Origin of the sequence: Pseudomonas sp. JV241A (genome assembly GCF_900275665.1) — a bacterium.
Classification (GTDB): Bacteria; Pseudomonadota; Gammaproteobacteria; order Pseudomonadales; family Pseudomonadaceae; genus Aquipseudomonas; species Aquipseudomonas wadenswilerensis.
On the sequence record NZ_OPYO01000022.1, the window covers coordinates 52945 to 75432 of the forward strand.

Below are 22488 nucleotides of genomic sequence, written 5' to 3' on the forward strand. Positions count from 1 at the left end.
GGAGATCTTCATGCCGCATTTCATCATTGAGTACACCGACAACATCGAGCAACAGGCCGACCTGCCCGGCCTGTTCGAGAAGGTCCACGCCAGCCTGGGCGCCAGCGGCGTGTTCCCCCTGGGTGGCATCCGCAGCCGCGGCGTGCGCCTGGACAGCTGGCGCATGGCCGATGGCAAGCATGACTACGCCTTCGTCCACATGACTCTGAAGGTCGGCCACGGCCGTGACCTGGACACCCGCACCCAGGTTGCCCAGGCGCTGTTCGAGGTGATCACCGCGCACTTTGCCGAGCTGCAAAGTCAACGCCTGCTGGCGCTCTCGTTCGAGATGATCGAGCTGCACCCGCAACTGAATTTCAAGCAGAACAACGTTCACGCCTTTCTCCAGAACCAGGCGGGCTGACGCACAGCCACCCTCCCCCCACGGCCCTCTGACAAAAAGTACAAGATCATGAGCACAGCCAATACTGCCGAACACGCTGCCCTTGCCCAACATGACTCGACCCACAGCAAGATCACCTGGCGGCTGATGCCGCTGCTGCTGATCTGCTACCTGTTCGCTCACCTGGACCGCATCAACATCGGCTTTGCCAAGATGCAGATGAGCAGCGACCTGCACTTCAGCGACACGGTCTACGGCTTCGGTGCCGGGCTGTTCTTCATCGCCTACGCGCTGTTCGGCGTACCGAGCAACATCGCCCTGGACCGGGTCGGCCCACGGCGCTGGATCGCCACCCTGATGGTGGTCTGGGGCACGCTGTCGACCAGCATGCTCTGGGTCGAATCGGCCTCGGGCTTCTACGTCCTGCGCTTTTTGCTGGGCGTGGCCGAAGCCGGCTTTTTTCCCGGCATCCTGGTCTACCTCAACCGCTGGTACCCGGCCCGTCGCCGTGGGCAGATCACCGCGCTGTTCGCCATCGCCGTGCCCATGGCCGGTGTGGTCGGCGGGCCGTTGTCGGGCGGCATCCTCGAACTGTTCCACGACGCCGCCGGCCTGCGTGGCTGGCAGTGGATGTTCCTGATCGAAGGCGCGCCGGTGATCCTGCTCGGCCTGGTGGTGCTCAAGTGCCTGCCCGACAGTTTCGACTGCGTGAACTGGCTCAGCAGCGAAGAAAAGCTGCAACTGCGCGAACAGCTGAACCAGGAAGAACAACGCAAATCCATCACCTCGTTCGGCGGCATCCTGCGCGACAGCCAGGTCTGGCTGCTGGTGGCGGTGTACTTCGCGGTGATGCTGGCAGTCAACACCCTGGCGTTCTGGATGCCGACCCTGATCCACGGCGCCGGCATCGGCAGCGATGGCCGGGTCGGGCTGCTCAGCGCCGTACCGTATCTGGCCGGTTGCCTGTTCATGATTGCCTGCGGGCGCTCCTCCGACCGTCAGCGTGAACGCCGCTGGCACCTGTGCGTGCCGCTGCTGATGTCGGCCCTGGGCATTGCCATCGCCGGCCTGTCGCCAGGCAACCCGGTGATGGTGCTGGGCGGGTTGATCATCGCCGGCATGGGCGCCAGCGCCGCCTTGCCGATGTTCTGGCAACTGCCGCCAGCGTTCCTGTCGAACACCACCCAGGCCGCCGGCATCGCCCTGATCAGCTCGTTCGGCAGCATCGCCGCGTTCCTCGCCCCGTACCTGATCGGCTGGATGCGCGACACCACCCAGAGCGCCAGCCTGGCGCTGTTCGTGCTGGCGCTGTTCATCACCCTCGGCGGCCTGCTGGTGCTGCGCACCAAGGCTGCCATCGTCAACCCTCAGTAAGAGATTTAGCCATGCTTGACCACAGCCAGATCCTGCAAGCCGCCGCCCAGCTCGAGCGCGCCGAACGCAGCCGCGAACAGGTGCGGCAGTTCTCCCTGGAGCACCCGGGCATCAGCATTGAAGACGCCTACGCCATCCAGCGCGCCTGGGTCGCGCAAAAGATCCAGGACGGGCGCAAGCTGGTCGGCCACAAGATCGGCCTGACCTCGCGGGCCATGCAGGTGTCGTCGAACATCACCGAACCGGACTACGGCGCGCTGCTCGATGACATGTTTTTCGACGAAGGCAGCGACATTCCCTTCGAGCGCTTTATCGTGCCACGGGTCGAGGTGGAGCTGGCCTTCGTGCTCGGCAAGCCGCTCAAGGGGCCGAACGTGAACCTGTTCGACGTGCTCGACGCCACCGAATGGGTGATCCCGGCGCTGGAAATCATCGATGCGCGCATCCAGCAGATCGACCCGCAGACCCAGGCCACGCGCAAGGTCTTCGACACCATCTCGGACAACGCCGCCAACGCCGGCGTGGTCATGGGCGGGCGCGCGGTGCGCCCGGGCGATATCGACCTGCGCAAGGTGCCGGCGGTGCTCTACCGCAATGGCGTGATCGAAGAGTCCGGCGTCTCGGCGGCGGTGCTCAACCACCCGGCCAAGGGCGTCGCCTGGCTGGCCAACAAGCTGGCGCCATACGACGTCCCCCTCGAAGCCGGGCAGATCATCCTCGGTGGCTCCTTCACCCGCCCGGTGGCGGCCAACCCCGGCGATACCTTCCATGTCGACTACGACATGCTCGGTTCGATTGCCTGTCGTTTCGTTTGAGGACTTGCCCATGGACATGCCCGTCAACCGCTTCAAACAACGCCTGCAACGGGGCGAGGCGCAAATCGGCCTGTGGCTCGGCCTGGCCGAGCCGTACTGCGCGGAACTGGCCGCCAACGCCGGTTTCGACTGGCTGCTGATCGACGGCGAACATGCGCCCAACGACCTGCGCGGCATGCTCGGCCAGTTGCAGGCCATCGCCCCCTACCCGGCCCAGGCGATCATCCGCCCGGTGATCGGCGACACCGCGCTGATCAAGCAAGTGCTGGATATCGGCGCGCAAACCCTGTTGGTACCCATGGTCGAAAGCGCTGAACAGGCACGCCAGCTGGTACGCGCCATGCACTACCCGCCCAAGGGCGTGCGCGGCGTGGGCAGTGCCCTGGCACGGGCGTCGCGCTGGAACAGCATCCCCGGTTACCTGGAGCAGGCCGATGAGCAAATGTGCTTGCTGGTGCAGATCGAGAGCCTTGAAGGGCTGCAGAACCTGGATGCGATTGCCGCGGTCGAAGGCGTTGACGGGGTGTTTATCGGCCCGGCGGACCTGAGTGCGTCCATGGGTTATCGCGGCAATCCCGCCCACCCCGAGGTGCAGGCGGCGATTGAACAAGCGATCGGGCAGATTCAAAAGGCCGGCAAGGCAGCAGGGATTCTCAGTGCCGATGAAGCCTTGGCACGGCGCTACCTGGAGCTGGGCGCCGGGTTTGTCGCGGTGGGGGTGGATACCACGGTGCTGATGAGGGGCTTGCAGGGGTTGGCGGGCAGGTTCAAGGGGGGGGTGGCGCCGGCTTCATCCGGCCCTTCGGTGTATTGACTGTACTGGCCTCATCGCTGGCAAGCCAGCTCCCACAGGTTCGGTTTACAGAGGACCTTGTGGGAGCTGGCTTGCCAGCGATGCGGTCACCGACCGACTTGCTTCAACTCCTCCAGCAACCCCAGCAGCGCCTGCAACTTCTGCTCGCCGAACTGCTCCTGAATCCGCCGATAGTTGCTCTCCATGCACTGGCTCATCGAAGCAAAAATCTCCTCGCCCCTGGCCGCCAGGTTCACCAGCACCCGGCGCTGATCCTGCTCGGCCTTGCGCCGGCTGACCAGCCCGGCCGCTTCCATGCGCACCAGCACCCCGGTCATGCTCGGCTTGAGGATGCAGGCCTGTTCCGCCAGGCGGTAGATCTCCATTTCGCCCTGCTGGCGCAGGATACGGATCACCCGCCACTGCTGCTCGGTCAGCCCGTGCTGGTTGAGCGAGGGGCGAAAGAAACGCATGGCCGCTTCGCGGGCTTGCAACAAGGTCAGGGTCAGGGACGGGCGCGGTTGGGGCATGGAATGGCTAATCATCAGGCTATTTTGTTAACACTTTAACAAAATCAACGCCTTGCCACAGCCCTGGCACCGGCAGTCAAGCCCGGCGGCACGCAGGGTCAAGACGCAGGCGCCGTACAAGGCCTTAATAGAGCCCATCAGTACTCCACTTTTCAGGCAGCGCCATGATCAACATCGAAACGCCGACCTACTACACCGCCACCAAAAAATACAACCTGAGCTTCCCGACCCTGGAAGAGGACGTGGACGCCGACGTGGTCATCATCGGCGGCGGCTTTTCCGGGATCAACACGGCCCTGGAGCTGGCGGAAAAAGGCATCACCAACATCGTCGTGCTCGAAGCCCGCTACCTGGGCTTTGGCGGCACCGGGCGCAACGGCGGGCAGATCATGGCCGGCATCGGTCACGACCTGGAGAAGATCAAGCAGCACGTCGGCGACGATGGCTTGCGGCAGATCTTCGAGATCAGCGACCTGGGTGCCGACATCATCAAGCAGCGCATCGCCAAGTACGCCATCGACGCCGACTTCTGCCATGGCTACGGCTACATGGGCTTCAATGCCCGCCAGGAAAAGACCCTGCGCGCCTGGGAAAAAGACTTCAAGTCGGTCAATTCCCAGCACGAGATCCGTTTTCTCGGCGGCAGCGAGGTCAAGCAGATCATCGGCTCCGACGCCTACAGCAGTGCCCTGCTGCACATGGGCGGTGGCCATGTGCATTCGCTGAACCTGTTGCTCGGCGAAGCCAAGGCGCTCAGCGAACACGGCGTGCGCATCTTCGAGAACAGCCCTGCGCTGCAGGTGCAGTACGGCGAGCGCATTCGCGTGCGCACCGGGCGCGGCTCGGTCACCGCCAGCAAGCTGCTGTGGGCCTGCGACAGTTTCCTCAACAAACTGGAGCCGGAGCTGCACCGCTCGACCATCAACACCTACGCCTTCCAGATGATGACCGAGCCGCTGTCGGACGAACTGATCCAGCGCATCAGCCCGATTCGCGGCGCCTACAGCGACATCCGCCCGGTGATCGACTACTACCGCGTGACCAACGAAAACCGCCTGCTGTTCGGTGCCGCCACGCCGCTGGTCGAGCACATCCCGCGCGACCTCAAGGCCTGGAACCGCAACCTGATGCTGAAGATCTTCCCCTACCTCAAGGACGTGAAGATCGACCTGGCCTGGGGCGGGCCGATGGCCTGCAGCCCCAACCTGTTCCCGCAGATCGGCACCCTGCCCGGTCGGCGCAACGCTTTTTACGTGCAAGGTTATTCCGGCTTTGGCGTCACCCCCAGCCACATCATCTGCAAGGTACTGGCCGAAGGCATGAGCGAAGGCTCGGCGCGCTATGACCTGATCAGCTCGGTGCCACGCCCGACCATCCCGGCCAAAGACCCACTGCGCGCGGTGCTGCTGACCGCGGGCAAGTCCTGGCACCAGTTGTCCGGCTACTGGAATGGCCGGCGCTGAAACCCATTGTTTTCAACCCTCAAGGAACACTGCCATGACCCTGACTGCCGTTAAACAGAACATCCAGCTCAGCGAACTCGACGCCTGGGGCACCGTTGCCGACCTGGGTTCGGAAATACTCGAAGGCGAAGTGCGTGCTTTCGGCAAGATGACCTTCGGCGCGCCGACCGACCCGGTCAGCAGCGCCTACTTTGGCACCACCAGCGGCAAATTTCGCATGGTCTACCCATTCAACGAACAGGCCGTGGTGGTGACCGGCCAGGTGCGTCTGACCGACGAAGCAACCGGCGTCAGCCGCACCTACAACCAGGGTGACAGCTGGTTCGTGACCAAGGGCACGCCGGTGTTGTGGGAGATTCTCAGCGAGAGTTTTGTGAAGCATTACTTTGCAGTAGCCTGACAAAAAGCATCGCTGGCAAGCCAGCTCCCACAGGTACTGCATGCACCGAACCTGTGGGAGCTGGCTTGCCAGCGATGAGGCCCTATAACCTGGCCAACGATTCCCCAAACAAGCGCCACAATGCCGCCAGTCGCCGCTCGAACGCCTCCGCCCCCGCATAGATCAACTCGACATTCAAACTATCGACAATCCCCAGGTAGCCATCGCCATACAAGCGCTGCTGCTCCTCATCCAGCCCCGGTGCATAGCGGTGCAACGCCAGGGCAAACAACTCGCCCAACCTCGCCAGGTACGCCTCGAACCCGGCACTGATCACCGGTCGCAATTCACTGGGCGGAAAGAACGCCGTGCGCAGCATGAAGCGCAAATGCGCCGACACCTGGTAGCGCTGATTCAAGCGCTCGGCAAAACGCTGCCCCGGCAACTCCCCGGCCGTCACCTTCTCGGCAAAGCAGGCCTCCAGGTACTCATGTTCGGCTTGCAGGGCCCGCGCATAGACCACCTGGAACAGGTCATCCTTGCCAGCGAAATGCGCATACAACGACGGCTTGCGCATGCCCGCGGCGGCGGCGATATCGTTCAGCGACGAGGCGTCATAACCCAGCTCGGCGAACTGCTCGACGGCAATCGCGCAGATCTTTTCTGCCGACGGCGTCAGGCTTCTCATAACGGTGTCTCCCCCAACAAATACGGATCAATGGCCAGCCAGGCTCTGCAGGTGCGGCTCGGCATGGCGGGTGCTGATGTGCACCAGCAGCGCGACGAACACCGCCGAAAGGCCGAGTAGCAGTGCCCAGTACGCCGCACCCAATGGCGCCATGATGCCCGACAATGGCGTGGCGAACGACGAAATGATCAACTGGAAGGCGCCGAGCAAGGCGGCGGTCGAGCCCAGGGCCTTGCTCTGCGAGGACATCACCAGCGACATCAGGGTGGCTTCGGCAATGCCCAGGCCGAACATCGCCACGGCCATGCCGGCAACGATGCCCACCAGCCCCGCCGCACTCAGAGCCCCAGCCAGCACCAGTACGGCCCCCACGAACATGCACGCCGCGCCCCAACGGGCCAGACGCACCAGGCCCTTGCGCGCCACCAGGCGGCCAGCGGTGATGGCGCCGAGCAAAATGGCCACACCGGTGGCACCGAACAGCGTGCCAAAGGCTTCCACCGACAGGCCGAAATGGTGCTGGTAAACGAAGGCCGCCCCGCCGATGTAGGCAAACAGAAAGAAGAACACCGCCGACAAGGCCAGGGCCGGGCGCAGGAACTGGCGGTCGCAGGCGATGCGCACGTAGGTGCGCAAAAACTCACGCGGTTGCCAGGCCATGCGTTGGTCCTGGGGCAAGGTCTCCTTGAGCATCACTGCCGAGTTGAACAGCACCAGCACGCCCAATGCCGCCAGCACCAGCATGATCGCCCGCCAGCCAAAGTGTGCACCGACAAAGCCGCCCAGCGCCGGGGCAATCACCGGTGCCAGGCCTTCGATGGTCATCAGCAAGGCAAAGATCTGCGCCGCCCGCGCGCCCTCGGCGACGTCGCGGACCATGCTCATGATCACCACCAGGGTCAGGGCGCTGCCCAGGCCCTGGATGAAGCGCGCCAGCAGCAGGCTGTTGAGGTCTGGCGCCGCAGCGGCGGCCAGGGAGCTCAGGACGAACACCAGCAAGCCGACGAGCAATGGCCGGCGCCGGCCAAGGGTATCGACCAGCGGACCGAACAGCAGTTGCCCGGCGCCCATGGCCAGGAGGAACACGGTCAGGGTCAACTGCACCCCGGCATAGGAAGTGGCGAACTCACTGGCAATGCTCGGCATGCTGGCCAGGTACATGTCGACCGCCGAGGGCCCAAGGGCGCCGATCAGGGCCAGGGAAATGGCGAAGCCGACCCGGGCGGTCGGCGTGGAGGCTGCACTGTGCATAGGCTCGATTCCAGATAAAAGCGGGACCTGGCTGGCGTTTATCGCTAAACCTACCTATCGGTAGGTAGCCAAGTCAGGCGAGCCTATACAGACCGCATCCTGCGGTCAAGTCAGCGGCGATGAAACGGTGATCAGGCCAGGCTGCTGGCGCGGTAGTCCTTGGGCGATTGCTCGAACTGCTTCTTGAACGAACGGCTGAAATGCGCCGAGTCGGTGAAGCCCCATTTGTAGGCGATGGTGGTGATCGACTCGCGCTTGAGCACCGGGTTGGCCAGGTCGGCGGCGCTGCGCTTGAGGCGCGCGCGCTGGATGTAGCGGCAGACGCTGTCGCCCTGCTCTTCGAACAGGCGGTAGAGGTGGCGTACGGAAATGTTCAGGCGGTTGGCGAGGTTGACCGGGGTCAGGTTGGCCTGGCCGAGGGAGTCATCGATGACTTTTTGCACGTAGCTGCGCAGGTTGGCGCCCTGCAACGAGGCCGGCAGCGCCGTGAGGTCATCGCTGCCTTCAAGGGCCGAACCGAGCAATGACAGGAAGGCGCTGTGCAGTGCCTGCCCCTCGCCCTGCTCGTCGTCAGTGGCACTCTGCTCCTTGCACAGCTGGTCCATCAGCAGGTGCAGCATGCGCCCGCAGGCGCGGGTCTGGGAGATCTTGCCGAAGGTGCGGCTGTCGTTGCCCAGTTGCTTGCACACCTCGGCCCGCGACAACGACAGCGAGGCATGTTCGATCAGGCCGAAAGGCATGATCTCGCAGGCGCCGGCGGCATCCATCAGGAGCATCTCGCCGGGTGCGAGCTGGATGCTGATGCCGTTCTGGGTGATCTGCGAAAAGCCGGTGCGCTGGCTGACCAGAAAGCAATGCTGGTCGTTGTCGCGGTCGCTGTTCAGGCCCTTGCGGCGGATCAGCCCGGCATTGGTGCGCAGGTTGGCCAGGGCCAGGCCGCCGCGCGACCAGGTGGAAATCTCGCCGATGAACAGCGAGGGGTTGAACGTAAGTTCCGTCTCATACACCCCGCAGATGTTCTGCATGGTTGCGTTCCAGCGTTCCAGCGCAGGGCTGCTGGCGTGATGGATACTCATGGGTACCTCCACAATGGCATCTTGTTTTTGTTGGGCAATAGTTAACATGTTATCTATGTGCGCGCAACTTGCTTGAAGCAGCCAGAGTGAAAGCAGGTTTGATGCCAGATGGCCGGGTCAGAGCCCGGCCAATAGCGCCGGCAAGCCTTGCAGCGCGGCCAGCAGGTGCTGGTGTTGCTCGGGGCTCAGGCGAATGTAACGACGAAAGGCCGGCAGGCGGTTGACCACTTCGCTGGCGCCGATGTGCTCGAGGGTCAGGGTCCACTGGCCGTCGCACCTTTCCAGCAGCAGGCGCTTGAAGTCCAGGGGCATCAGCGCCTGCAACAAAGCCGCCTCCGCCTGCAGGCGGCGTTGCAGTTCGGCCTGCAACGCCAGCTCGCCCTTGCGCAGGCGAACCCGCAGCCCGCTGCGCCGCCATGACCCGCGGTGGTGCAGCTCAAGGCGGGCATTGCCCTGCCCTATGGCAGGCAGCGTCAGGCTGAACTCGCTCAGCACCAGGTGCATGAGCAATTGCGCTTCACAGCGCTCGCGCACCTGCACCGCCTGCCCGGCCCAGTCGAAGCGGCCCAGGCCGGGGGCGACAACTTCAAAGCTGTCCAGGCCCAGGTTGCGTTGCACCTTCTCAAGGGTCAGCCCCGGTCGATAGCCGGCCGGCGCCCGTTCAGACAGCTTTTGCCACAGTTGGCGCAGGGCAATAGCCATGAGCAGTCCCCGGTTGGTGAGCGAATTCCCGCGCCAACACCTCTTCCACCGAGGCCGGCTTGAACGGATTGACCTTCTGCACCACCAGCGTCCAGAACAGTGCATACACCGCCGTGCCGGCCAGCATCAGGCCGAAGGGCACGTAGATGTCGGCCGGGTCCATGCCTGGCGGGGTGATGAACGCCATGCCCAGGACAATCCCGACGGTAGACAGTATCTGCGGCAGCGGGAACAGCGGCGAACGGTAGGCCCGCGGCAGGTCCGGGCGGCGGATGCGCAGGATCACCACCGACAGGGTCACCAGTAGATAGGCCGTGCTCCAGGCACACACTGCCGCCAGCACCAGGTGCATGATGCGGTCGGTGTTGCCGCCCAGCCACAGGGCATGCAGGCACGGAATCAGCGCGGCGACCAGGATGCACAGCAGCGGCGTTTTAAAGCGTGGGTGCAGGTAAGTGAAAACCTTGGGCAAGGCGCCGTCGACGGCCATGCCGTAGAGAATCCGCGGCACCCCGGCCATCAGCGTATTGATGGTCGCCGCACCGGCGAACAGAAAACCGATGCCCAGCCACAGCGGGCCGATATCGCCCATTACCTGCTCGGCAAAGCGCGGGATGGCCATGGGTGTGTCCAGCAGGTGCACGCCGCTGGCGGCGTCGAGCAGCACGTTCTCGACCTGGCGTTTCATCGCCGCGCCATAGATGAACATGCACGCCGCCACCCCGAGCAAGCCCAGGGCCATGGCCCGCGGCATGCTTTTGGCCGACTGGCGCAGGTCCGGGGCCAGCGGCGTGACGAACTCGCAGCCGACGAACATGAACATGGCCATGCCCACCAGCGAGAGGATGGTCATAAGGTCGGTACCCACCAGCGACACGCCGAACCAGCCCTCCAGTTCCACGGCCGGCGCGGCCACCAGGCCGAGCACGCCAAAGACCATCAAGGTGGTCCACATGCCGAAGGTGAGGATGATCTCGGCCTTGCCGAAAGCACTGACGCCGAAGGCATTGAGGATGGCGAAGATGATCACGAACCCCACACCCAACAGCCACGAACCACCGGCCGACTCAGCCAGGGTGTTGAGGTGCTCGAAGTTCACCAGGGCCATGACCCCGGCCAGCATGGTCTCGGCGGTGCCGGCAAAGACGTGGACGATCAGGTAGGCCGACAGCGTACCGGTAATGGCGAAAAAGCGCCCCATGCCGCAGTTGATGTAGTCGTACACCGCGCCGGTGGTCGGCAGGATCGACGCTGCCTCGGCAAAGGTGGTCGCCTGCGCCAGCATCATCACCACGGCAATCAGCATGGCCACGGCGAAGGCACTGCCGCCGATGCCGAAGCCCATGGTCGCAGTGAGGATCACCGGGCTTGCCATGATCAGGCCGATGGTACTGGCAAGGGCGGTGGGAAAGCCGACCGTGCCACGATTCAGGTGCGCACTGAGCGTGTCGTTGAGCGACATGGCAAAAGACCTCGAGCAGAAGGATGACAGTGGTCCTACTCTGCGCTCGGTGGCAATGGCCGTCTTGCCCGTGGCTGCCGTGAAGGTTGGAGCTGGCTGCCAGGCTCAGCCCGTGGCCGGCAGGCGCACGCAATCGTGCGGACCAAGCAGGCGGCCATCGGCGGCACGCAGCTCCAGGGCCTTGACCGGTTTGCCGTGTTCACGGTCGACCAGTTGCGAGTGGGCCTCGCCCTCAGCGAAGTAGAACGCCTCGCCCCACTGGCGCAAGCCAACGATCAAGGGGAACAGGCCCAGGCCTTTTTCGGTGAGCACGTATTCCTGATAGGCGCTGCCCTCGGACACCGGCACCAGCTCGAAGATCTGGTGCTCGACCAGCTGGCGCAGGCGAGTGCTGAGGATGTTCTTGGCCAGGCCGAGGTTGCGCTGGAACTCACTGAAGCGCTTCAAGCCGTCGAAGGCATCGCGCACGATCAGCAGCGACCACCAGTCACCAATGGCATCGAGGGAACGGGCCACCGGGCATTCGGCGTCTTGCAGGCGGGTTCGTTGAACCATGGGAGATCTCGCCAGGAAAAGTGGTTGCAATATAAAACCGGTTTCTCTAGCGTACAACTGGTTTCATTATGCAACCAGAAGGATTTGAACCCATGCAGCCCCTACATCGATTGCCGTCCGCCGTCGTCTTGCTGTTCTCCGTGGCCTGCGCCCTGGCGGTGGGCAATGTCTACTACGCACAACCCTTGCTCGACGCCATGGCCCGGGAATTTGCCATCGACCCGGGCCTGGTCGGCCTGGTGGTGACCCTGACCCAGGTCGGATATGGCCTGGGCCTGTTGCTGCTGGTGCCGCTGGGCGATCGCCTCAACCGCCGGCGGCTGATCGTCGGCCAGTCGCTGCTGTCGGCCCTGGCCCTGCTGCTGATCGCCTGGGCGCCGAGTCCCCCCTGGCTGTTGCTCGGCATGGGCCTGACCGGCCTGCTGGCGGTGGTCACCCAGGTGCTGGTGGCCTATGCCGCCACCCTGTCGGCGGCCAGCGAACGCGGCCAGGTGGTGGGGGTGATCACCAGCGGTATCGTGATCGGCATCCTCCTCGCCCGCACCTTGTCCGGGGCCATGGCCGACCTGGCCGGCTGGCGCTCGATCTACTGGCTGTCGGCGGCCCTGACGCTGGTGATTGCCGCCCTGCTCTGGCGCGTGCTGCCGCGCCAGGAACCGGCGCAGGCTGCGGGCAGTTACCGCGAACTGATGCGCTCACTGGCGCTGCTGTTGCGCGATGAACCGCTGCTGCGCCGACGCTCGGTGCTGGCCCTGCTCAGCTTCGCCTCGGCGATGGTGCTGTGGACGCCGCTGGTGCTGCCCCTGAGCGCCCCGCCGCTGTCGTTGTCGACCGGCGAAGTCGGCCTGTTCGGCCTGGCAGGAGCGGCGGGCGCGCTGGCTGCGGCACGGGCCGGGGCGCTGGTGGATCGCGGCCTGGGCCAGTGGGTCAGTGGCGGCTCGTTGCTGCTGATGCTGGCGTCCTGGGCGGCCATTGCCCTGACCGGCTATTCATTGTGGGCGCTGCTGCTCGGCGTCGTGGTCTTCGACCTTGGCCTGCAGGCCGTGCACGTGGCCAGCCAGAGCCTGATCTACCGCCTGCCGGAGGCCACCCACAGCCGCCTGACCGCCGCCTACATGCTGTTCTACTCGGTGGGCAGTGCCTTCGGCGCGCTGACCTCGACCCTGGCCTACGCCTGGGGCGGCTGGCTGCTGGTGTGCGCCTACGGCGCCCTGCTCAACGCCCTGGCCCTGGGTTACTGGTGGCTGACCGAAGGCGCGCGGGCTCAGAACTGCACGTCGAGTATCACGTTGTCCAGGTAAGTACCGGCTGGCGGGGTGGTCTGGTCGGTGTAGACCTTGGCGTTGTAGTTGAAGACCTGACTGCCGGTACCGGTGCCCGCGCCGGGATTGATATCGGCGTCGCTGCTGGCCCGGCGGGCAGAGGTGACGCTTCCCCAGCGCACGCTGCCGGCGCTCTTGAAGATGTCATAGGCCAGGTAGTTGTTGGCCGCCGACTTCATTCGCCGCCGCCCGGCGGACACATTCTGGCCATCGTCCAGGCCCACGGTGTAGTTGCTGCCCTTGGTGCAGGAGACGTTGACGTTGCTGTTGACCGTGCTGAAACCGCCGACCACCGGCGCGCTGCCGAAGCTGATGTTGGGGCTGGTGATCTGGCAGTCGTTGGTGACCGTCAGGCTCACGGTCAGGCTGGTGGTGCCGGTGAGGTTCTGCCGGCCCAGGCAGATACTGCCCACGCCGATGCCCCAGCAGTAGCTGATGTTCCAGTACACCGACAGGGTTTCCTGGTAGAGGCCGGCGGCGACGTTGCTGCCGGTCAGGCTCTTGAGGTAGATCGGCACCGCCTTGGGCGTGGTGCCATTGAGCAGGCCGAGGGCATCGATGATGCCGTTGCGGGCAAAGTCGTAGGGCTGGCTACGGTTGATGGCGAAGTTGGTGGTGTTGTTGGCGTACAGGGTGTAGGCGATCACATCGCCGGTGGGCCCGAGCATGCCGGTACTGCCCGCAGGCGGGGTGAAGGTGGCATAGAAGTGATCGTCGCTGGCCAGCAGGCTCGCCAGGGATCCTGTGCATTGCAGTCCGGCGTTGAGGGTCGACGCCGACTGCACCGTGGTGCGCACCAGGGTCGAACTGACGCTGCCGAAGCTGGCCGGCGCGGTATCGATCACCGTGCACAGGGCCTGCACCTGCGGGCTGGCGAGCAATGCCAAGAGCGTCAGCAGGCGCTTCATTGGCACACCAGCGGGCCGATCAGCGGCACCTGGTCCTGTTCGGGCGCCAGCTTGAAGTGCACCCGGCAACTGCCGCCATTGGCGATCTGCACCTGCAGGCTGTTGTCCGCAGCCAGGCCCTCGAGGTACACCAGCCCGTCCCAGCCGACCACCGCCAGCGCCCCGCTCTGCTCGTGGCGCACCTGGCTGCCCAGCGCCAGTTCCTTATTGTTGCCATCGACCAGGACGATGCTCGCGGCCACCACCCGCTGCAGCGGGAACTCCAGCAGGTAGCCGCTGCCGCGACGCACCGCCACCCGTTGCTCGACCTGCGGGCTCTGCACGTTGGCCGGCAGCTCCATGGGGTCGATCTCGTATTTGGCCCGGTAATAGGCGCTGCTCCAGGGCACCAGCAGGTGGCCGTTCTGGTCGGTGCGGCCGACCAGCTGGTTTTCGTAACGCACCGGTACCTCGGCAAAGCCTTCGGTGCTGACCACCACGAAGGCATCGTCGATGCGGTTGGCGGCGAACACCCCGGCGTCCATCCACACCAGCGAGCCGCTGGCATCGGCCCAGCGGGTCATGCTGTCGCTGCTGCCGTAGGCGCCGGCCTGCAGTTGCACCGATTGCAGGCGCCAGGTGACATCGGCCTGGCGATAGGCTTCGCGGTCGCCATCGGCGTAACCGAGGTTGAAGCCGACCCCGCCTTCGCTGGGCACCGCTCGGCTGTAGTTGACCCGTTGCTGGTTCTCGCCTTCCTTGTTGCGCTCGACGCTGAAGCTCAGGGTGCCGCGCAGGTCGAACGGGATCACCAGTTGTGCCTGCACCGCCCACTGGCTGTCACCGATTTCGCGGTTGGCCGACAGGTACAGGCTGCTGTTGCGCCACAGCGGCTTGCTCCAGCTGAGGTTGAGCAAGCGGGTGCGCGAGTTGTCACCGGCGCGTACATCGAAATAACCGGCACCGAGGCTGCCGTAGCGCTCGAGGTTGAGGCTCATGGTCACCTGCTCGCTGCGCTGGCTCAGGCGCGTGTAGGGGCTGTCGACCAGCGACAGGTCGGCGTAGTCGCCACGCCGTTGCAGGCGCTGGTAATTGAAGCCCAGGCGCTGGCTGTTGTACTGGTAGCCGAAGCTCAGTTGCTGGCCGCTGCGGCTGTCGAAGCTGCTCTGGCTCAAGGCCGCGTTGACCACGCCCCAGTTGCCCACCTGCCAGTTGCCGCCTAACCCGCCGAGGGCCAGGGACTCGGCCGCTTCAGCATGGCTTTCGAGGGTGAAGCTGTCGCTCAGGCCGTAGCGCAGGCTGGCCGCGGCAACCCCCGGGCCATAGGCAAAGTCGCGAATCGCGTAATCCCGGCGCAGGCTACCGGCAGCGACCGAGAAATCCGCCAGGCCCTTCTGCAACAGGCTGCTGGTGACATAGAACGGCAAGGTGGTCGACACCTGGCGGCCCAGGGCATCGGTGGTCACCACCACTGCCTCGCCGGCGCCATTGATGAACGGCACGTTGGTCAGGGTGTAGGGGCCCGGCTGCAGCTCGGCGCTGGAACTCTTGTAACCGTTGATGAACAGGTCCACCGAGGACGGCACCGCCGCTTCCCCGGCAAAGGCCGGCAATGGGTAGGTGACCAGGTCCGGGCGCACGGCAAAGTCGCGCGACAGTTGCAGGCCGCCGAGGCGCACCGAACTGGTCCAGGGCAAGGCGCCGCTGAGCACGTCGCCGACCTCCAGGGTCAGCAGGCGCGCTTCGTCGGTGTAGCGCCAGGTGCTGTCGTAGCGGCGAAAGCCTTCCTGGCTGCCGGCGTAATCGTTGCCGCCGAGGGACTGGCGCCACTGGCCGGTGGTCGACAGCGTGCCCCAGCTGTCGAACAGGCGCAGCTCGTTCCAGGCCGCGAGATAACGGCCGCCGTCGTCGGTGTCGTTGAGGTACAGGTCATAGTTGAGCAGTGCCCCGAAGCTGCTGCGGGCTTCGCTGGCCGGGTACAGCTGGCGGCTGCCGATGCGCTGGTTCGGCAGCCAGTTGGCCGGCACCTGCACGACCAGGCGCTGGCCCTGGCTGTCATAGTCGCTGTGCAGGCCGGGAATGCTGTCCAGGGCCACTTCGGCGCCGTATTCGCCGGGCAGTTCGATACCGGCGGCCTGCAGGTCGGCGCTGGCCATGTACAGGCGCCCGGCGCGCTGCTGCACCGCTACCAGCTCAGGGCTGCTCATCTGGTTGACCACCAGTTCCAGGAACAACGGCGCATCGGCAACCGCCTCGAGGCTGGCCGGGGGCGGCGGCAGTTCGCCGGCCAGCAGCGCACCACAGCCCAGCACGGTCAGGCCGCAGGCCTGCAGCGCCGAAGAAATGCTCACACACAGTATCCGACCATTACCGGGTCCTCCCTGGCCCCTGTTGTCTTGCCGCTAGCTGCAGGTCATTGGCCCTGACTGAGGGTTTGCGCCGGCTCCTGGCCATTGACCCGGCCCTTGAGCACCGAGGCGGCGCTCAAGGGCTGCGGCGCTGGCCAGCGCATGACCGCGCCGGGCAATACGTAGCCGAGCAGGCCCTCCACCAGTGGCCGGCTCTGGCCGCCCTGCTGCAGCACCATGTCGGTCAGGCGCGCATGCACCGGCCCGGTATTGCGGATTTCCACATACGGCTTGCCCTGCACCGACACCTGGCGCCAGCTCAGCGCCGGCTTGCCCACCGCGCTGTCGCCGCGCTGGCCGCTGGCATCCGGCTTGCCCCAGAGGCCTTCGCCGTAGACGAACAACGGCACCGAGTAGCGCATCTGGAAACGGATCGCCGCCTGTGGCTTTTCGGCACTGGCCGCTGCCGGCAAGGCCGGGGGGATTTCATCGATGATGATGCGGTAGGCCTGCTCCTGGCCGACCGGCGAGCTGCCGGTGCGGGTCAGGCGAATCAGCTGCTTTTGCCCCGGGGCGATGTTAGCCACCGGCGGGCTGCCGATGATCTCGCGCTGGGCCTGGTACTGGTCGTCGAATTCGCCCTGGCGCCAGGCGAACACCCGAACCTGCAGGTTGGCCGGGGCGTCGCCGCGGTTTTCCAGCCATAGCGCACCGGCTTTCTGATTGGCCTCCAGCACCGGGTCAATCGGCCAGATCAGTACCGAGGTGGCGGCCTGCAACGGTGCACTGCAGAGCAGGGCCACCGCGCCAGCCAAGAGGTTGTAGTTCAAGCGCGAACTGCCAGCGCCTACTTCCATGCACACACTCCTTATTGTCGAAATCTTCTGGCGGCGCGGCTCAAAAGGTCAGCACCACCTGCACCACATCGGTATAGCTGCCGGCCGGCAGGCTGCCGGTCAGCTGGGCCCGGGCGTAGACCGGCAGCTTGATCGCCGTCGGGTCGCTGTAGCTCACTGCCACGCTCTGGTTGATGCCCAGGCTCTGGCTGAAGCCGGCGTCGCGAAACAATTGATAGGCCACCAGCGAAGTGCCGCTGCTGCGTTTGAGGTTGCGCGTGCCGCTGGCGCTGTTCAGTCCTGCATCCACGCTCATGCTCAGGCTCACTCCCGGCGTGCATTGCAGGGTTACCGTGGTGCCGCCCAGGGCGGTGGTCACACTGCTGGTCGACAGCGCCGAATAGCTGCCGAAGTCCAGGTTGCCGTAGTTGCTCACCCCGCCCACCACCAGGCAGCCGGCCACCACCGTGGCGCTGACCTGGAAGGTGCTGGTGGTGACCGCCGCCACCGGCAACGGCGCACTGCCAGCGACCAGGGCCAGCAGCGCAGGCAAGGCGCGGGTCACGGCTCAGAAACTCAGCTCGACCGCTACGGTGTCGGTATACACCCCGGCCGGCAGGCCCGCCTTGCCCTTGGCCAGGCCGTAGAGGTTGACCGTCTGCGCCACGCCGGTGCTGGTCGGCAAGGTGATCGTGCCGTCGATGGCCAGCACCTGGGTGTGCCCTGAATCGGTGTAGAAGTCGTAGGGCACGTAGTTGGCCACGCCATCGTAAAGTGCCCGGGTGCCGCCAGACGACTGGCTGTCGTGAGCGCCGGCGCGCACCTTGATCTCCGGCACCGTGCCGCTGGAGCAGAGGATGCTCATGGCCCCGCCGCCACCGCCCAGCACCTGCCCGGGGGCATCAGTGAACAGCGCCTCCTGGGTGCCGAAATTCAGCGTACCGAAATTCAGGCCGCTGGCCCCGCCGCCACCGTTGACCTGGCAACTGGCGATCAGCGTCAGGGTGGCAGTGATATTGCCGGTTACCGTGGCCGCCTGGGCCTGAGCCGCGAGCGCCAGGCCCAGGCCTGCGAAAATGAAGCGTGAGAGGTTTGGGTGCATGTGTCACTCCTTGCGTGCTACCAATCCAGGGTCACCATCAGGGTGTCGCGGTAGATGCCAGCGGGCAGCGCCTTGGGATGGGCGACCACCGCGCCGTAGATCGGAATCGGAATCTGCGCGGCGCTGCTGACCGAAAAATTGCGGGTCTGGCCGATGGCATAAAGGGCCCGGCCCGAGGAATCGGCGGACAGCTCATAGGGGATCAGTTCGCGGCCGTTGCTCAAGCGTCGGGTGGCGCCGTCACCGTTGGCACCGCCGTTGATGCTCACGGTAAAGGCACGCACCGCCGGGTTGCAGCGCACCTGCAGGCTGCCGTCACCGGTGGCTTCTTCAATGCCTGAGCGCAGCGGGTTGGTCCAGCTCGGGCCCTGGCGGCCAAAGTCCAGCACGCCGCCGTCCGGGGTTTCGAGGGTGCCGGGCCCGCCGCTGATCTGGCAGGCACTGCTGATCACCAGCTGCGCCTGGATATGCCCGCTCATGACCGCGAAGGCATCGGGGCTGAGCAACAGCAGTGGGCCAACACTCAACAGCAATACCCGTTTCATACCGCCAGTTCCTTTAGCAGGCGCCGCCCCGGTTACCAGGTGACGGTGACTTTGAGCAGATCCGAATATCGCCCCACCGCCGGTACTTCGGCCAGACGGTCGATGCGCGCGTACAACGGCAGCGCCACCGAGCCGCTATCCGGCACCCGGGCATGCTGCACGACATTGACCGGCAAGGGCTGACGCCAGGCCGGGTCCTGATACAAACGGTAGGGAATGGGTTTTGTCGCAGGCTGGCCGCTGGCCAGGTAACGCACCTCGCCGATGCCACCGTGCTGGCCGCCATCGACCTGCACCTGATAAGCGGTGTCGGGGTTGCATTCCAGGCGCGGCGGGCGCAAAGCGATCAGTTGGCTGCTCAGCGGGCCGGCCGGGTCGTCCAGCCGTGCGGTGCGGCCGAAGTCGAGCACGCCCAGGGCCTGGGCGCCGGCATCGCGGGGCTGGTGGATAAGTACGCAGCCGCGCTGCACTTCCACTTTGACTTCAACCATGAAATCGGCGGCGCCTGCCGTGGTGGCCATGAACAGACCGAGCAGCGTCGTCAAAGAGCGTCCCTTCACCTTGTCATCCTTCAACGCAGGAGTGGTCTGACCTTGAGGGTAGCAGCGAAGGAAGAACCTGCCAGTTCACAGAGAAATGTATAAGCCCCGTACAAGATTCCCCTGTAGGAGCGGGCTTGCCCCGCGATAAAAATCGCCAGTTATCCCCTTTCGAGATCACTGGCCGCCCTCAATCATATTGGTTAAATTAGCCGCCCTCGCTCAAGCTGGCCCTTGAGTCCCGATAGCCCGAGGAACCCGGTTTGCCTGTCTTGCCCCCTTCCTGGATACGTACGCCCCTGCGTGCCCTGCGCCATTGTTTGAGTCGGCCGGTGGCTGATGAAAGCGGCCTGGCGGCGACCGTCCGTCAGCACTTTCGCGCCAAGGCCGCTGCCCGCGGTTACACCCTGAGCGCGGGGCAACTGCGGGTGATCGAGCATATGGCTACCCAGGCGGCGCAGCTTGAAAGTGGCCAGGCCTGTAGCCTGTACCTGTATGGCGCGGTCGGGCGCGGCAAGAGCTGGCTGCTCGATGGTTTCTTCCAGGCCTTGCCCCAGGCCGACAAACGCCGCCTGCACTTTCATGACTTTTTCGCCCGCCTGCACCAGGGCATGTTCGAGCATCGCCACGCGCAAGACGCCCTCGCCTGCACCCTGGATGAACTGCTCGAAGACTGCCAGGTGCTGTGTTTCGATGAGTTCCACGTGCATGACATTGGCGATGCCATGCTCATCACCCGGCTGTTCCAGGCCTTGTTCAAGCGGCGGATTTTTCTCCTGGTAACCTCCAACTACGCGCCGCAAGGCTTGCTGCCCAACCCGCTGTATCACCAGCGGTTCGAGCCGGTTATCCGTTTGATCAACAGCCAGATGCAGGTGCTGGAAGTCGGCGGCGAGCAAGACTTTCGCAGCCTGCCCAGTGCGGCTGGCCAGCAGCGCTTTACCCAGGGGCACTACCTGTGGCCGGGCAGCCGCGAACAGCGCCAGGCCTTGCAGTTGCCTGAGCCGGGTGACGCGCCGGTTTTATTGGAGGTTGGCAAGCGCACGCTGCGCGCACGCCTGAGCGAGCAACGCACGGTGGGCTTTGATTTTGTCGAACTGTGCGAGCAGCCGACGGCGGTGATCGACTACCTGGAACTGGCCCGGCGTTTTGATCACTGGATCATCGACTGCTTGCCGAACCTTGAAGACTGCTCGATTGCCGCCCAGCAGCGCTTCATCAACCTGGTCGATGTGCTGTATGACCAGGACAAGCACCTGGTGCTGATCGGCAGCCTGCCGCTGGCCGCAAGCCTGGGCGGCAGCGCCAGCGACCTGGCCCGCACCCGCAGCCGCCTGGGGCAGTTGCGCCAGGCTGGCTGCTGAGACCTGAACTACGAGCGCTGCGCGCTCGATCGCCGGCAATGCCGGCTCCCACAGGATTGGCAGTGTTCTCAAGGTTGGTGCAAGACCTGTGGGAGCTGGCTTGCCAGCGATGAGGCCACCGGGTTAGTACCTGCCTACCCAACCCGCGCCAGGCTCGCCAACACCGCTTCAATCTCCACCAACACCGCCGGATCATCCAGGGTCGAAGGCGGTGTATACGGCTGCTGGTCGGCAATCTTGCGCAGCACCGCGCGCAGGATCTTGCCCGAACGGGTCTTGGGCAGGCGCTTGACCACCCGCACCTGGTTGAAACACGCCAAAGCACCAATCTGCTCGCGCACGCTGGCCACCAGCTCGCTCTGCAACTGCGCCTGCGCAATATCCTGGCCGTCCTTGAGCACCACCAGTGCCAGCGGCACCTGGCCCTTGATCTCATCGTGCACGCCGATCACCGCGCATTCGGCCACCGCCGGGTGACGGGCGACCAGGTCTTCCATTTCACCTGTGGACAGACGATGGCCGGAGACGTTGATGACGTCATCGGTGCGCCCCATGATGTAGACGAAACCGTCCTCATCCAGATAACCGCCGTCACCGGTGTGGTAGTAGCCCGGGTAAGTCTTCAGGTAGGCATCCAGGTAACGCTGGTGGTCGCCCCACAAGGTCTGGCTGCACCCCGGCGGCAGCGGCAAGGCAATCACGATCGAACCTTGCTGGTTGGCGCCAAGCAAGTGCCCATCATCGTCCAGCACCCGCACGTGATAACCCGGCACCGCACGATTGCTCGAACCCGGCCGCGCCGCACTGCCGTCAAGGCCCACGCAGGGCGCAGTCACCGGCCAGCCGGTTTCGGTCTGCCACCAGTGGTCGTGCACAGTCTTGCCGCTGGTTGTCTCCAGCCATTGATGGGTGCTGGAATCGAGTTTTTCGCCGGCCAGAAACAGTTGGCGCAGGGAGCTCAGGTCGTAGCGGCGCAGCAGTTCGCCGTCAGGGTCTTCCTTGCGGATCGCACGCATGGCGGTGGGCGCGCAGAACAGGCCGTTGACCCGGTACTGCTCGACCACCCGCCAGTAGGCACCGGCGTCGGGCGTGCGGATCGGCTTGCCTTCGTAGAACACCGTGGTGCAGCCGTTCATCAGCGGCCCGTAGACGATCAACGAATGGCCAACCACCCAGCCAACGTCGGAGATCCCCCACCACACATCCCCCGCCTGCATGCCATAGATGTGGCGCATGGCAAAGCTCAGGGCCACGGCGTTGCCGCCGTTTTCCCGGACAATCCCCTTGGGTTTGCCGGTGGTGCCGGAGGTGTACATGATGTACAGCGGGTCTGCGGCGGCCAGCTCCACCGGCGCCACCGGGCTGGCCGTGGCCACGGCTTCGAGCCAGTCCAGGTCGCGGCCTTCGACCAGCGCCGCCCGGGCTTGCGGACGTTGTAGCACCAGCACCTGGCGCGGCTGGTGCTTGGCCAGTTGCAAGGCACGATCCACCAGCGGTTTGTACTCGATGACCCGGTCGAACTCCAGCCCGCACGAGGCGGTCAGCAGCAGCGTGGGCCGGGCATCGTCGATGCGCAGGGCCAGTTCGTTGGCGGCAAAGCCACCAAACACCACCGAATGCACCGCACCGATGCGCGCACAGGCGAGCATGGCCATGGCCGCCTGCGGCACCATGGGCATGTAGATGATCACCCCGTCGCCCTTCTTGACCCCAAGCTCGCGCAGCAAGCCGGCCAGGCGCGCCACCTCGTCGCGCAGCTGGTTGTAGCTGAACTGCTGCTGGCTGCCGGTCACCGGCGAGTCGTAGATCAGCGCAGTCTGCTCGCCACGGCCTTGCTCGATCTGATGATCAAGGGCCAGGTAGCAGCTGTTGAGCCGGCCGTCGGCAAACCACTGGTGGGTGCCGTCGGCGTTTTCAGCAAGGGTTTGCAGGGGCTTGCGGTACCAGGCCAGGTGGTCAGCCTGTTCGGCCCAGAAGGCGGCAGGATCGGCGATGGAGCGGGCGTAGCTGTGCTGGTATGTCATCGAATGTAAAACCCTGAACTTGTTGTTATTAATAAAGGGCGAGCTTCGAGT

General features: G+C 65.0%; 23 protein-coding genes. 8 read left to right on the forward strand and 15 right to left on the reverse strand.

Annotation, left to right across the window (positions count from 1 at the left end):
• Positions 1-10: 10 nt before the first annotated feature.
• From JV241A_RS14150 to hpaI, 4 genes are read left to right on the forward strand one after another with little or no spacing between them, the layout of a single operon-like run.
• Positions 11-403 (forward strand): 5-carboxymethyl-2-hydroxymuconate Delta-isomerase, encoded by a 393-nt coding sequence (locus tag JV241A_RS14150; RefSeq protein WP_115087198.1) that lies wholly within the window; start codon positions 11-13, stop codon positions 401-403.
• A gap of 48 nt (positions 404-451) precedes the next feature.
• A complete protein-coding gene (locus tag JV241A_RS14155; RefSeq protein WP_134063141.1) occupies positions 452-1756 on the forward strand; it encodes an MFS transporter in 1305 nt (434 codons plus the stop codon).
• A gap of 11 nt (positions 1757-1767) precedes the next feature.
• Positions 1768-2571, forward strand: coding sequence for a 2-oxo-hept-4-ene-1,7-dioate hydratase (hpaH, locus tag JV241A_RS14160; protein WP_134063143.1), 804 nt, complete (start codon positions 1768-1770; stop codon positions 2569-2571).
• A gap of 10 nt (positions 2572-2581) precedes the next feature.
• Positions 2582-3385 (forward strand): 4-hydroxy-2-oxoheptanedioate aldolase, encoded by an 804-nt coding sequence (hpaI, locus tag JV241A_RS14165; RefSeq protein ID WP_134063145.1) that lies wholly within the window; start codon positions 2582-2584, stop codon positions 3383-3385.
• 86 nt (positions 3386-3471) lie between these two features.
• Here the strand turns inward: hpaI and hpaR are convergent, their stop codons facing one another.
• Positions 3472-3894, reverse strand: a complete 423-nt coding sequence (gene hpaR / locus JV241A_RS14170) for a homoprotocatechuate degradation operon regulator HpaR (protein ID WP_115087202.1) — start codon at positions 3892-3894, stop codon at positions 3472-3474.
• Between the two features lie 164 nt (positions 3895-4058).
• Here hpaR and JV241A_RS14175 point away from each other — a divergent pair, with 164 nt between their 5' ends.
• Positions 4059-5357: an FAD-binding oxidoreductase gene (locus tag JV241A_RS14175; protein WP_115087203.1), complete on the forward strand. Its 1299-nt coding sequence runs from the start codon at positions 4059-4061 to the stop codon at positions 5355-5357.
• A gap of 34 nt (positions 5358-5391) precedes the next feature.
• Positions 5392-5757: a cupin domain-containing protein gene (locus tag JV241A_RS14180; RefSeq protein ID WP_134063147.1), complete on the forward strand. Its 366-nt coding sequence runs from the start codon at positions 5392-5394 to the stop codon at positions 5755-5757.
• Positions 5758-5839: 82 nt separating this feature from the next.
• Here the strand turns inward: JV241A_RS14180 and JV241A_RS14185 are convergent, their stop codons facing one another.
• The 6 genes from JV241A_RS14185 to JV241A_RS14210 all read right to left on the reverse strand — a co-directional run bounded on the left by JV241A_RS14185 (position 5840) and on the right by JV241A_RS14210 (position 11470).
• Positions 5840-6424 (reverse strand): TetR/AcrR family transcriptional regulator, encoded by a 585-nt coding sequence (locus JV241A_RS14185; RefSeq protein ID WP_134063149.1) that lies wholly within the window; start codon positions 6422-6424, stop codon positions 5840-5842.
• 27 nt (positions 6425-6451) lie between these two features.
• Complete coding sequence (locus JV241A_RS14190) at positions 6452-7675, reverse strand: multidrug effflux MFS transporter (RefSeq protein ID WP_134063151.1); 1224 nt, start codon at positions 7673-7675, stop codon at positions 6452-6454.
• Positions 7676-7806: 131 nt separating this feature from the next.
• Entirely contained in the window at positions 7807-8751 is a 945-nt protein-coding gene (gene feaR, locus JV241A_RS14195) for a transcriptional regulator FeaR (RefSeq protein WP_115087207.1), read from the reverse strand.
• A gap of 117 nt (positions 8752-8868) precedes the next feature.
• Complete coding sequence (locus tag JV241A_RS14200) at positions 8869-9453, reverse strand: DUF3156 family protein (protein ID WP_134063153.1); 585 nt, start codon at positions 9451-9453, stop codon at positions 8869-8871.
• Positions 9413-10915 carry an APC family permease gene (locus JV241A_RS14205; protein WP_115087209.1) on the reverse strand — a complete coding sequence of 501 codons (1503 nt, stop codon included), beginning with the start codon at positions 10913-10915 and terminating at the stop codon, positions 9413-9415. Before JV241A_RS14205 ends, JV241A_RS14200 begins: the two co-directional genes overlap by 41 nt.
• A 105-nt stretch (positions 10916-11020) precedes the next feature.
• On the reverse strand, positions 11021-11470 hold the full coding sequence (locus tag JV241A_RS14210; protein ID WP_115087210.1) for a helix-turn-helix domain-containing protein: 450 nt from the start codon (positions 11468-11470) through the stop codon (positions 11021-11023).
• 92 nt (positions 11471-11562) lie between these two features.
• On the opposite strand from JV241A_RS14210, the gene JV241A_RS14215 reads away from it, so the two are divergent.
• The gene (locus JV241A_RS14215; protein ID WP_134063155.1) at positions 11563-12771 is read left to right on the forward strand and encodes an MFS transporter; all 1209 of its coding nucleotides are present in this window, start codon (positions 11563-11565) and stop codon (positions 12769-12771) included.
• On the opposite strand, the gene JV241A_RS14220 is transcribed toward JV241A_RS14215, so the two are convergent.
• The 7 genes from JV241A_RS14220 to JV241A_RS14250 form a co-directional block, all read right to left on the reverse strand.
• Positions 12735-13700 (reverse strand): spore coat U domain-containing protein, encoded by a 966-nt coding sequence (locus JV241A_RS14220; protein ID WP_115087212.1) that lies wholly within the window; start codon positions 13698-13700, stop codon positions 12735-12737. The genes JV241A_RS14215 and JV241A_RS14220 overlap by 37 nt on opposite strands.
• Entirely contained in the window at positions 13697-16024 is a 2328-nt protein-coding gene (locus JV241A_RS14225; RefSeq protein ID WP_240047867.1) for a fimbria/pilus outer membrane usher protein, read from the reverse strand. Before JV241A_RS14225 ends, JV241A_RS14220 begins: the two co-directional genes overlap by 4 nt.
• Positions 16025-16092: 68 nt before the next feature.
• Complete coding sequence (locus tag JV241A_RS14230) at positions 16093-16884, reverse strand: molecular chaperone (RefSeq protein WP_134063159.1); 792 nt, start codon at positions 16882-16884, stop codon at positions 16093-16095.
• A 40-nt stretch (positions 16885-16924) separates the two neighbouring features.
• Positions 16925-17428: a spore coat U domain-containing protein gene (locus tag JV241A_RS14235; RefSeq protein ID WP_115087215.1), complete on the reverse strand. Its 504-nt coding sequence runs from the start codon at positions 17426-17428 to the stop codon at positions 16925-16927.
• 3 nt (positions 17429-17431) lie between these two features.
• On the reverse strand, positions 17432-17965 hold the full coding sequence (locus tag JV241A_RS14240; protein WP_115087216.1) for a spore coat U domain-containing protein: 534 nt from the start codon (positions 17963-17965) through the stop codon (positions 17432-17434).
• 17 nt (positions 17966-17982) lie between these two features.
• On the reverse strand, positions 17983-18510 hold the full coding sequence (locus tag JV241A_RS14245; protein ID WP_115087217.1) for a spore coat U domain-containing protein: 528 nt from the start codon (positions 18508-18510) through the stop codon (positions 17983-17985).
• Between the two features lie 32 nt (positions 18511-18542).
• Positions 18543-19031, reverse strand: a complete 489-nt coding sequence (locus tag JV241A_RS14250) for a spore coat U domain-containing protein (RefSeq protein WP_115087655.1) — start codon at positions 19029-19031, stop codon at positions 18543-18545.
• Positions 19032-19348: 317 nt separating this feature from the next.
• Here JV241A_RS14250 and zapE point away from each other — a divergent pair, with 317 nt between their 5' ends.
• Positions 19349-20413: a cell division protein ZapE gene (gene zapE / locus JV241A_RS14255; protein WP_240047868.1), complete on the forward strand. Its 1065-nt coding sequence runs from the start codon at positions 19349-19351 to the stop codon at positions 20411-20413.
• A 134-nt stretch (positions 20414-20547) separates the two neighbouring features.
• On the opposite strand, the gene JV241A_RS14260 is transcribed toward zapE, so the two are convergent.
• Entirely contained in the window at positions 20548-22437 is a 1890-nt protein-coding gene (locus JV241A_RS14260; protein ID WP_134063163.1) for a propionyl-CoA synthetase, read from the reverse strand.
• Positions 22438-22488: the final 51 nt, after the last annotated feature.

Coding starts and splice junctions, on each gene's coding strand:
- JV241A_RS14150 (WP_115087198.1), top strand. CDS start 11: ATGCCGCATTTCATCATTGAGTACACCGACAACATCGAGCAACAGGCC.
- JV241A_RS14155 (WP_134063141.1), top strand. CDS start 452: ATGAGCACAGCCAATACTGCCGAACACGCTGCCCTTGCCCAACATGAC.
- hpaH (WP_134063143.1), top strand. CDS start 1,768: ATGCTTGACCACAGCCAGATCCTGCAAGCCGCCGCCCAGCTCGAGCGC.
- hpaI (WP_134063145.1), top strand. CDS start 2,582: ATGGACATGCCCGTCAACCGCTTCAAACAACGCCTGCAACGGGGCGAG.
- hpaR (WP_115087202.1), bottom strand. CDS start 3,894: ATGCCCCAACCGCGCCCGTCCCTGACCCTGACCTTGTTGCAAGCCCGC.
- JV241A_RS14175 (WP_115087203.1), top strand. CDS start 4,059: ATGATCAACATCGAAACGCCGACCTACTACACCGCCACCAAAAAATAC.
- JV241A_RS14180 (WP_134063147.1), top strand. CDS start 5,392: ATGACCCTGACTGCCGTTAAACAGAACATCCAGCTCAGCGAACTCGAC.
- JV241A_RS14185 (WP_134063149.1), bottom strand. CDS start 6,424: ATGAGAAGCCTGACGCCGTCGGCAGAAAAGATCTGCGCGATTGCCGTC.
- JV241A_RS14190 (WP_134063151.1), bottom strand. CDS start 7,675: ATGCACAGTGCAGCCTCCACGCCGACCGCCCGGGTCGGCTTCGCCATT.
- feaR (WP_115087207.1), bottom strand. CDS start 8,751: ATGAGTATCCATCACGCCAGCAGCCCTGCGCTGGAACGCTGGAACGCA.
- JV241A_RS14200 (WP_134063153.1), bottom strand. CDS start 9,453: ATGGCTATTGCCCTGCGCCAACTGTGGCAAAAGCTGTCTGAACGGGCG.
- JV241A_RS14205 (WP_115087209.1), bottom strand. CDS start 10,915: ATGTCGCTCAACGACACGCTCAGTGCGCACCTGAATCGTGGCACGGTC.
- JV241A_RS14210 (WP_115087210.1), bottom strand. CDS start 11,470: ATGGTTCAACGAACCCGCCTGCAAGACGCCGAATGCCCGGTGGCCCGT.
- JV241A_RS14215 (WP_134063155.1), top strand. CDS start 11,563: ATGCAGCCCCTACATCGATTGCCGTCCGCCGTCGTCTTGCTGTTCTCC.
- JV241A_RS14220 (WP_115087212.1), bottom strand. CDS start 13,700: ATGAAGCGCCTGCTGACGCTCTTGGCATTGCTCGCCAGCCCGCAGGTG.
- JV241A_RS14230 (WP_134063159.1), bottom strand. CDS start 16,884: ATGGAAGTAGGCGCTGGCAGTTCGCGCTTGAACTACAACCTCTTGGCT.
- JV241A_RS14240 (WP_115087216.1), bottom strand. CDS start 17,965: ATGCACCCAAACCTCTCACGCTTCATTTTCGCAGGCCTGGGCCTGGCG.
- JV241A_RS14245 (WP_115087217.1), bottom strand. CDS start 18,510: ATGAAACGGGTATTGCTGTTGAGTGTTGGCCCACTGCTGTTGCTCAGC.
- JV241A_RS14250 (WP_115087655.1), bottom strand. CDS start 19,031: ATGGCCACCACGGCAGGCGCCGCCGATTTCATGGTTGAAGTCAAAGTG.
- JV241A_RS14260 (WP_134063163.1), bottom strand. CDS start 22,437: ATGACATACCAGCACAGCTACGCCCGCTCCATCGCCGATCCTGCCGCC.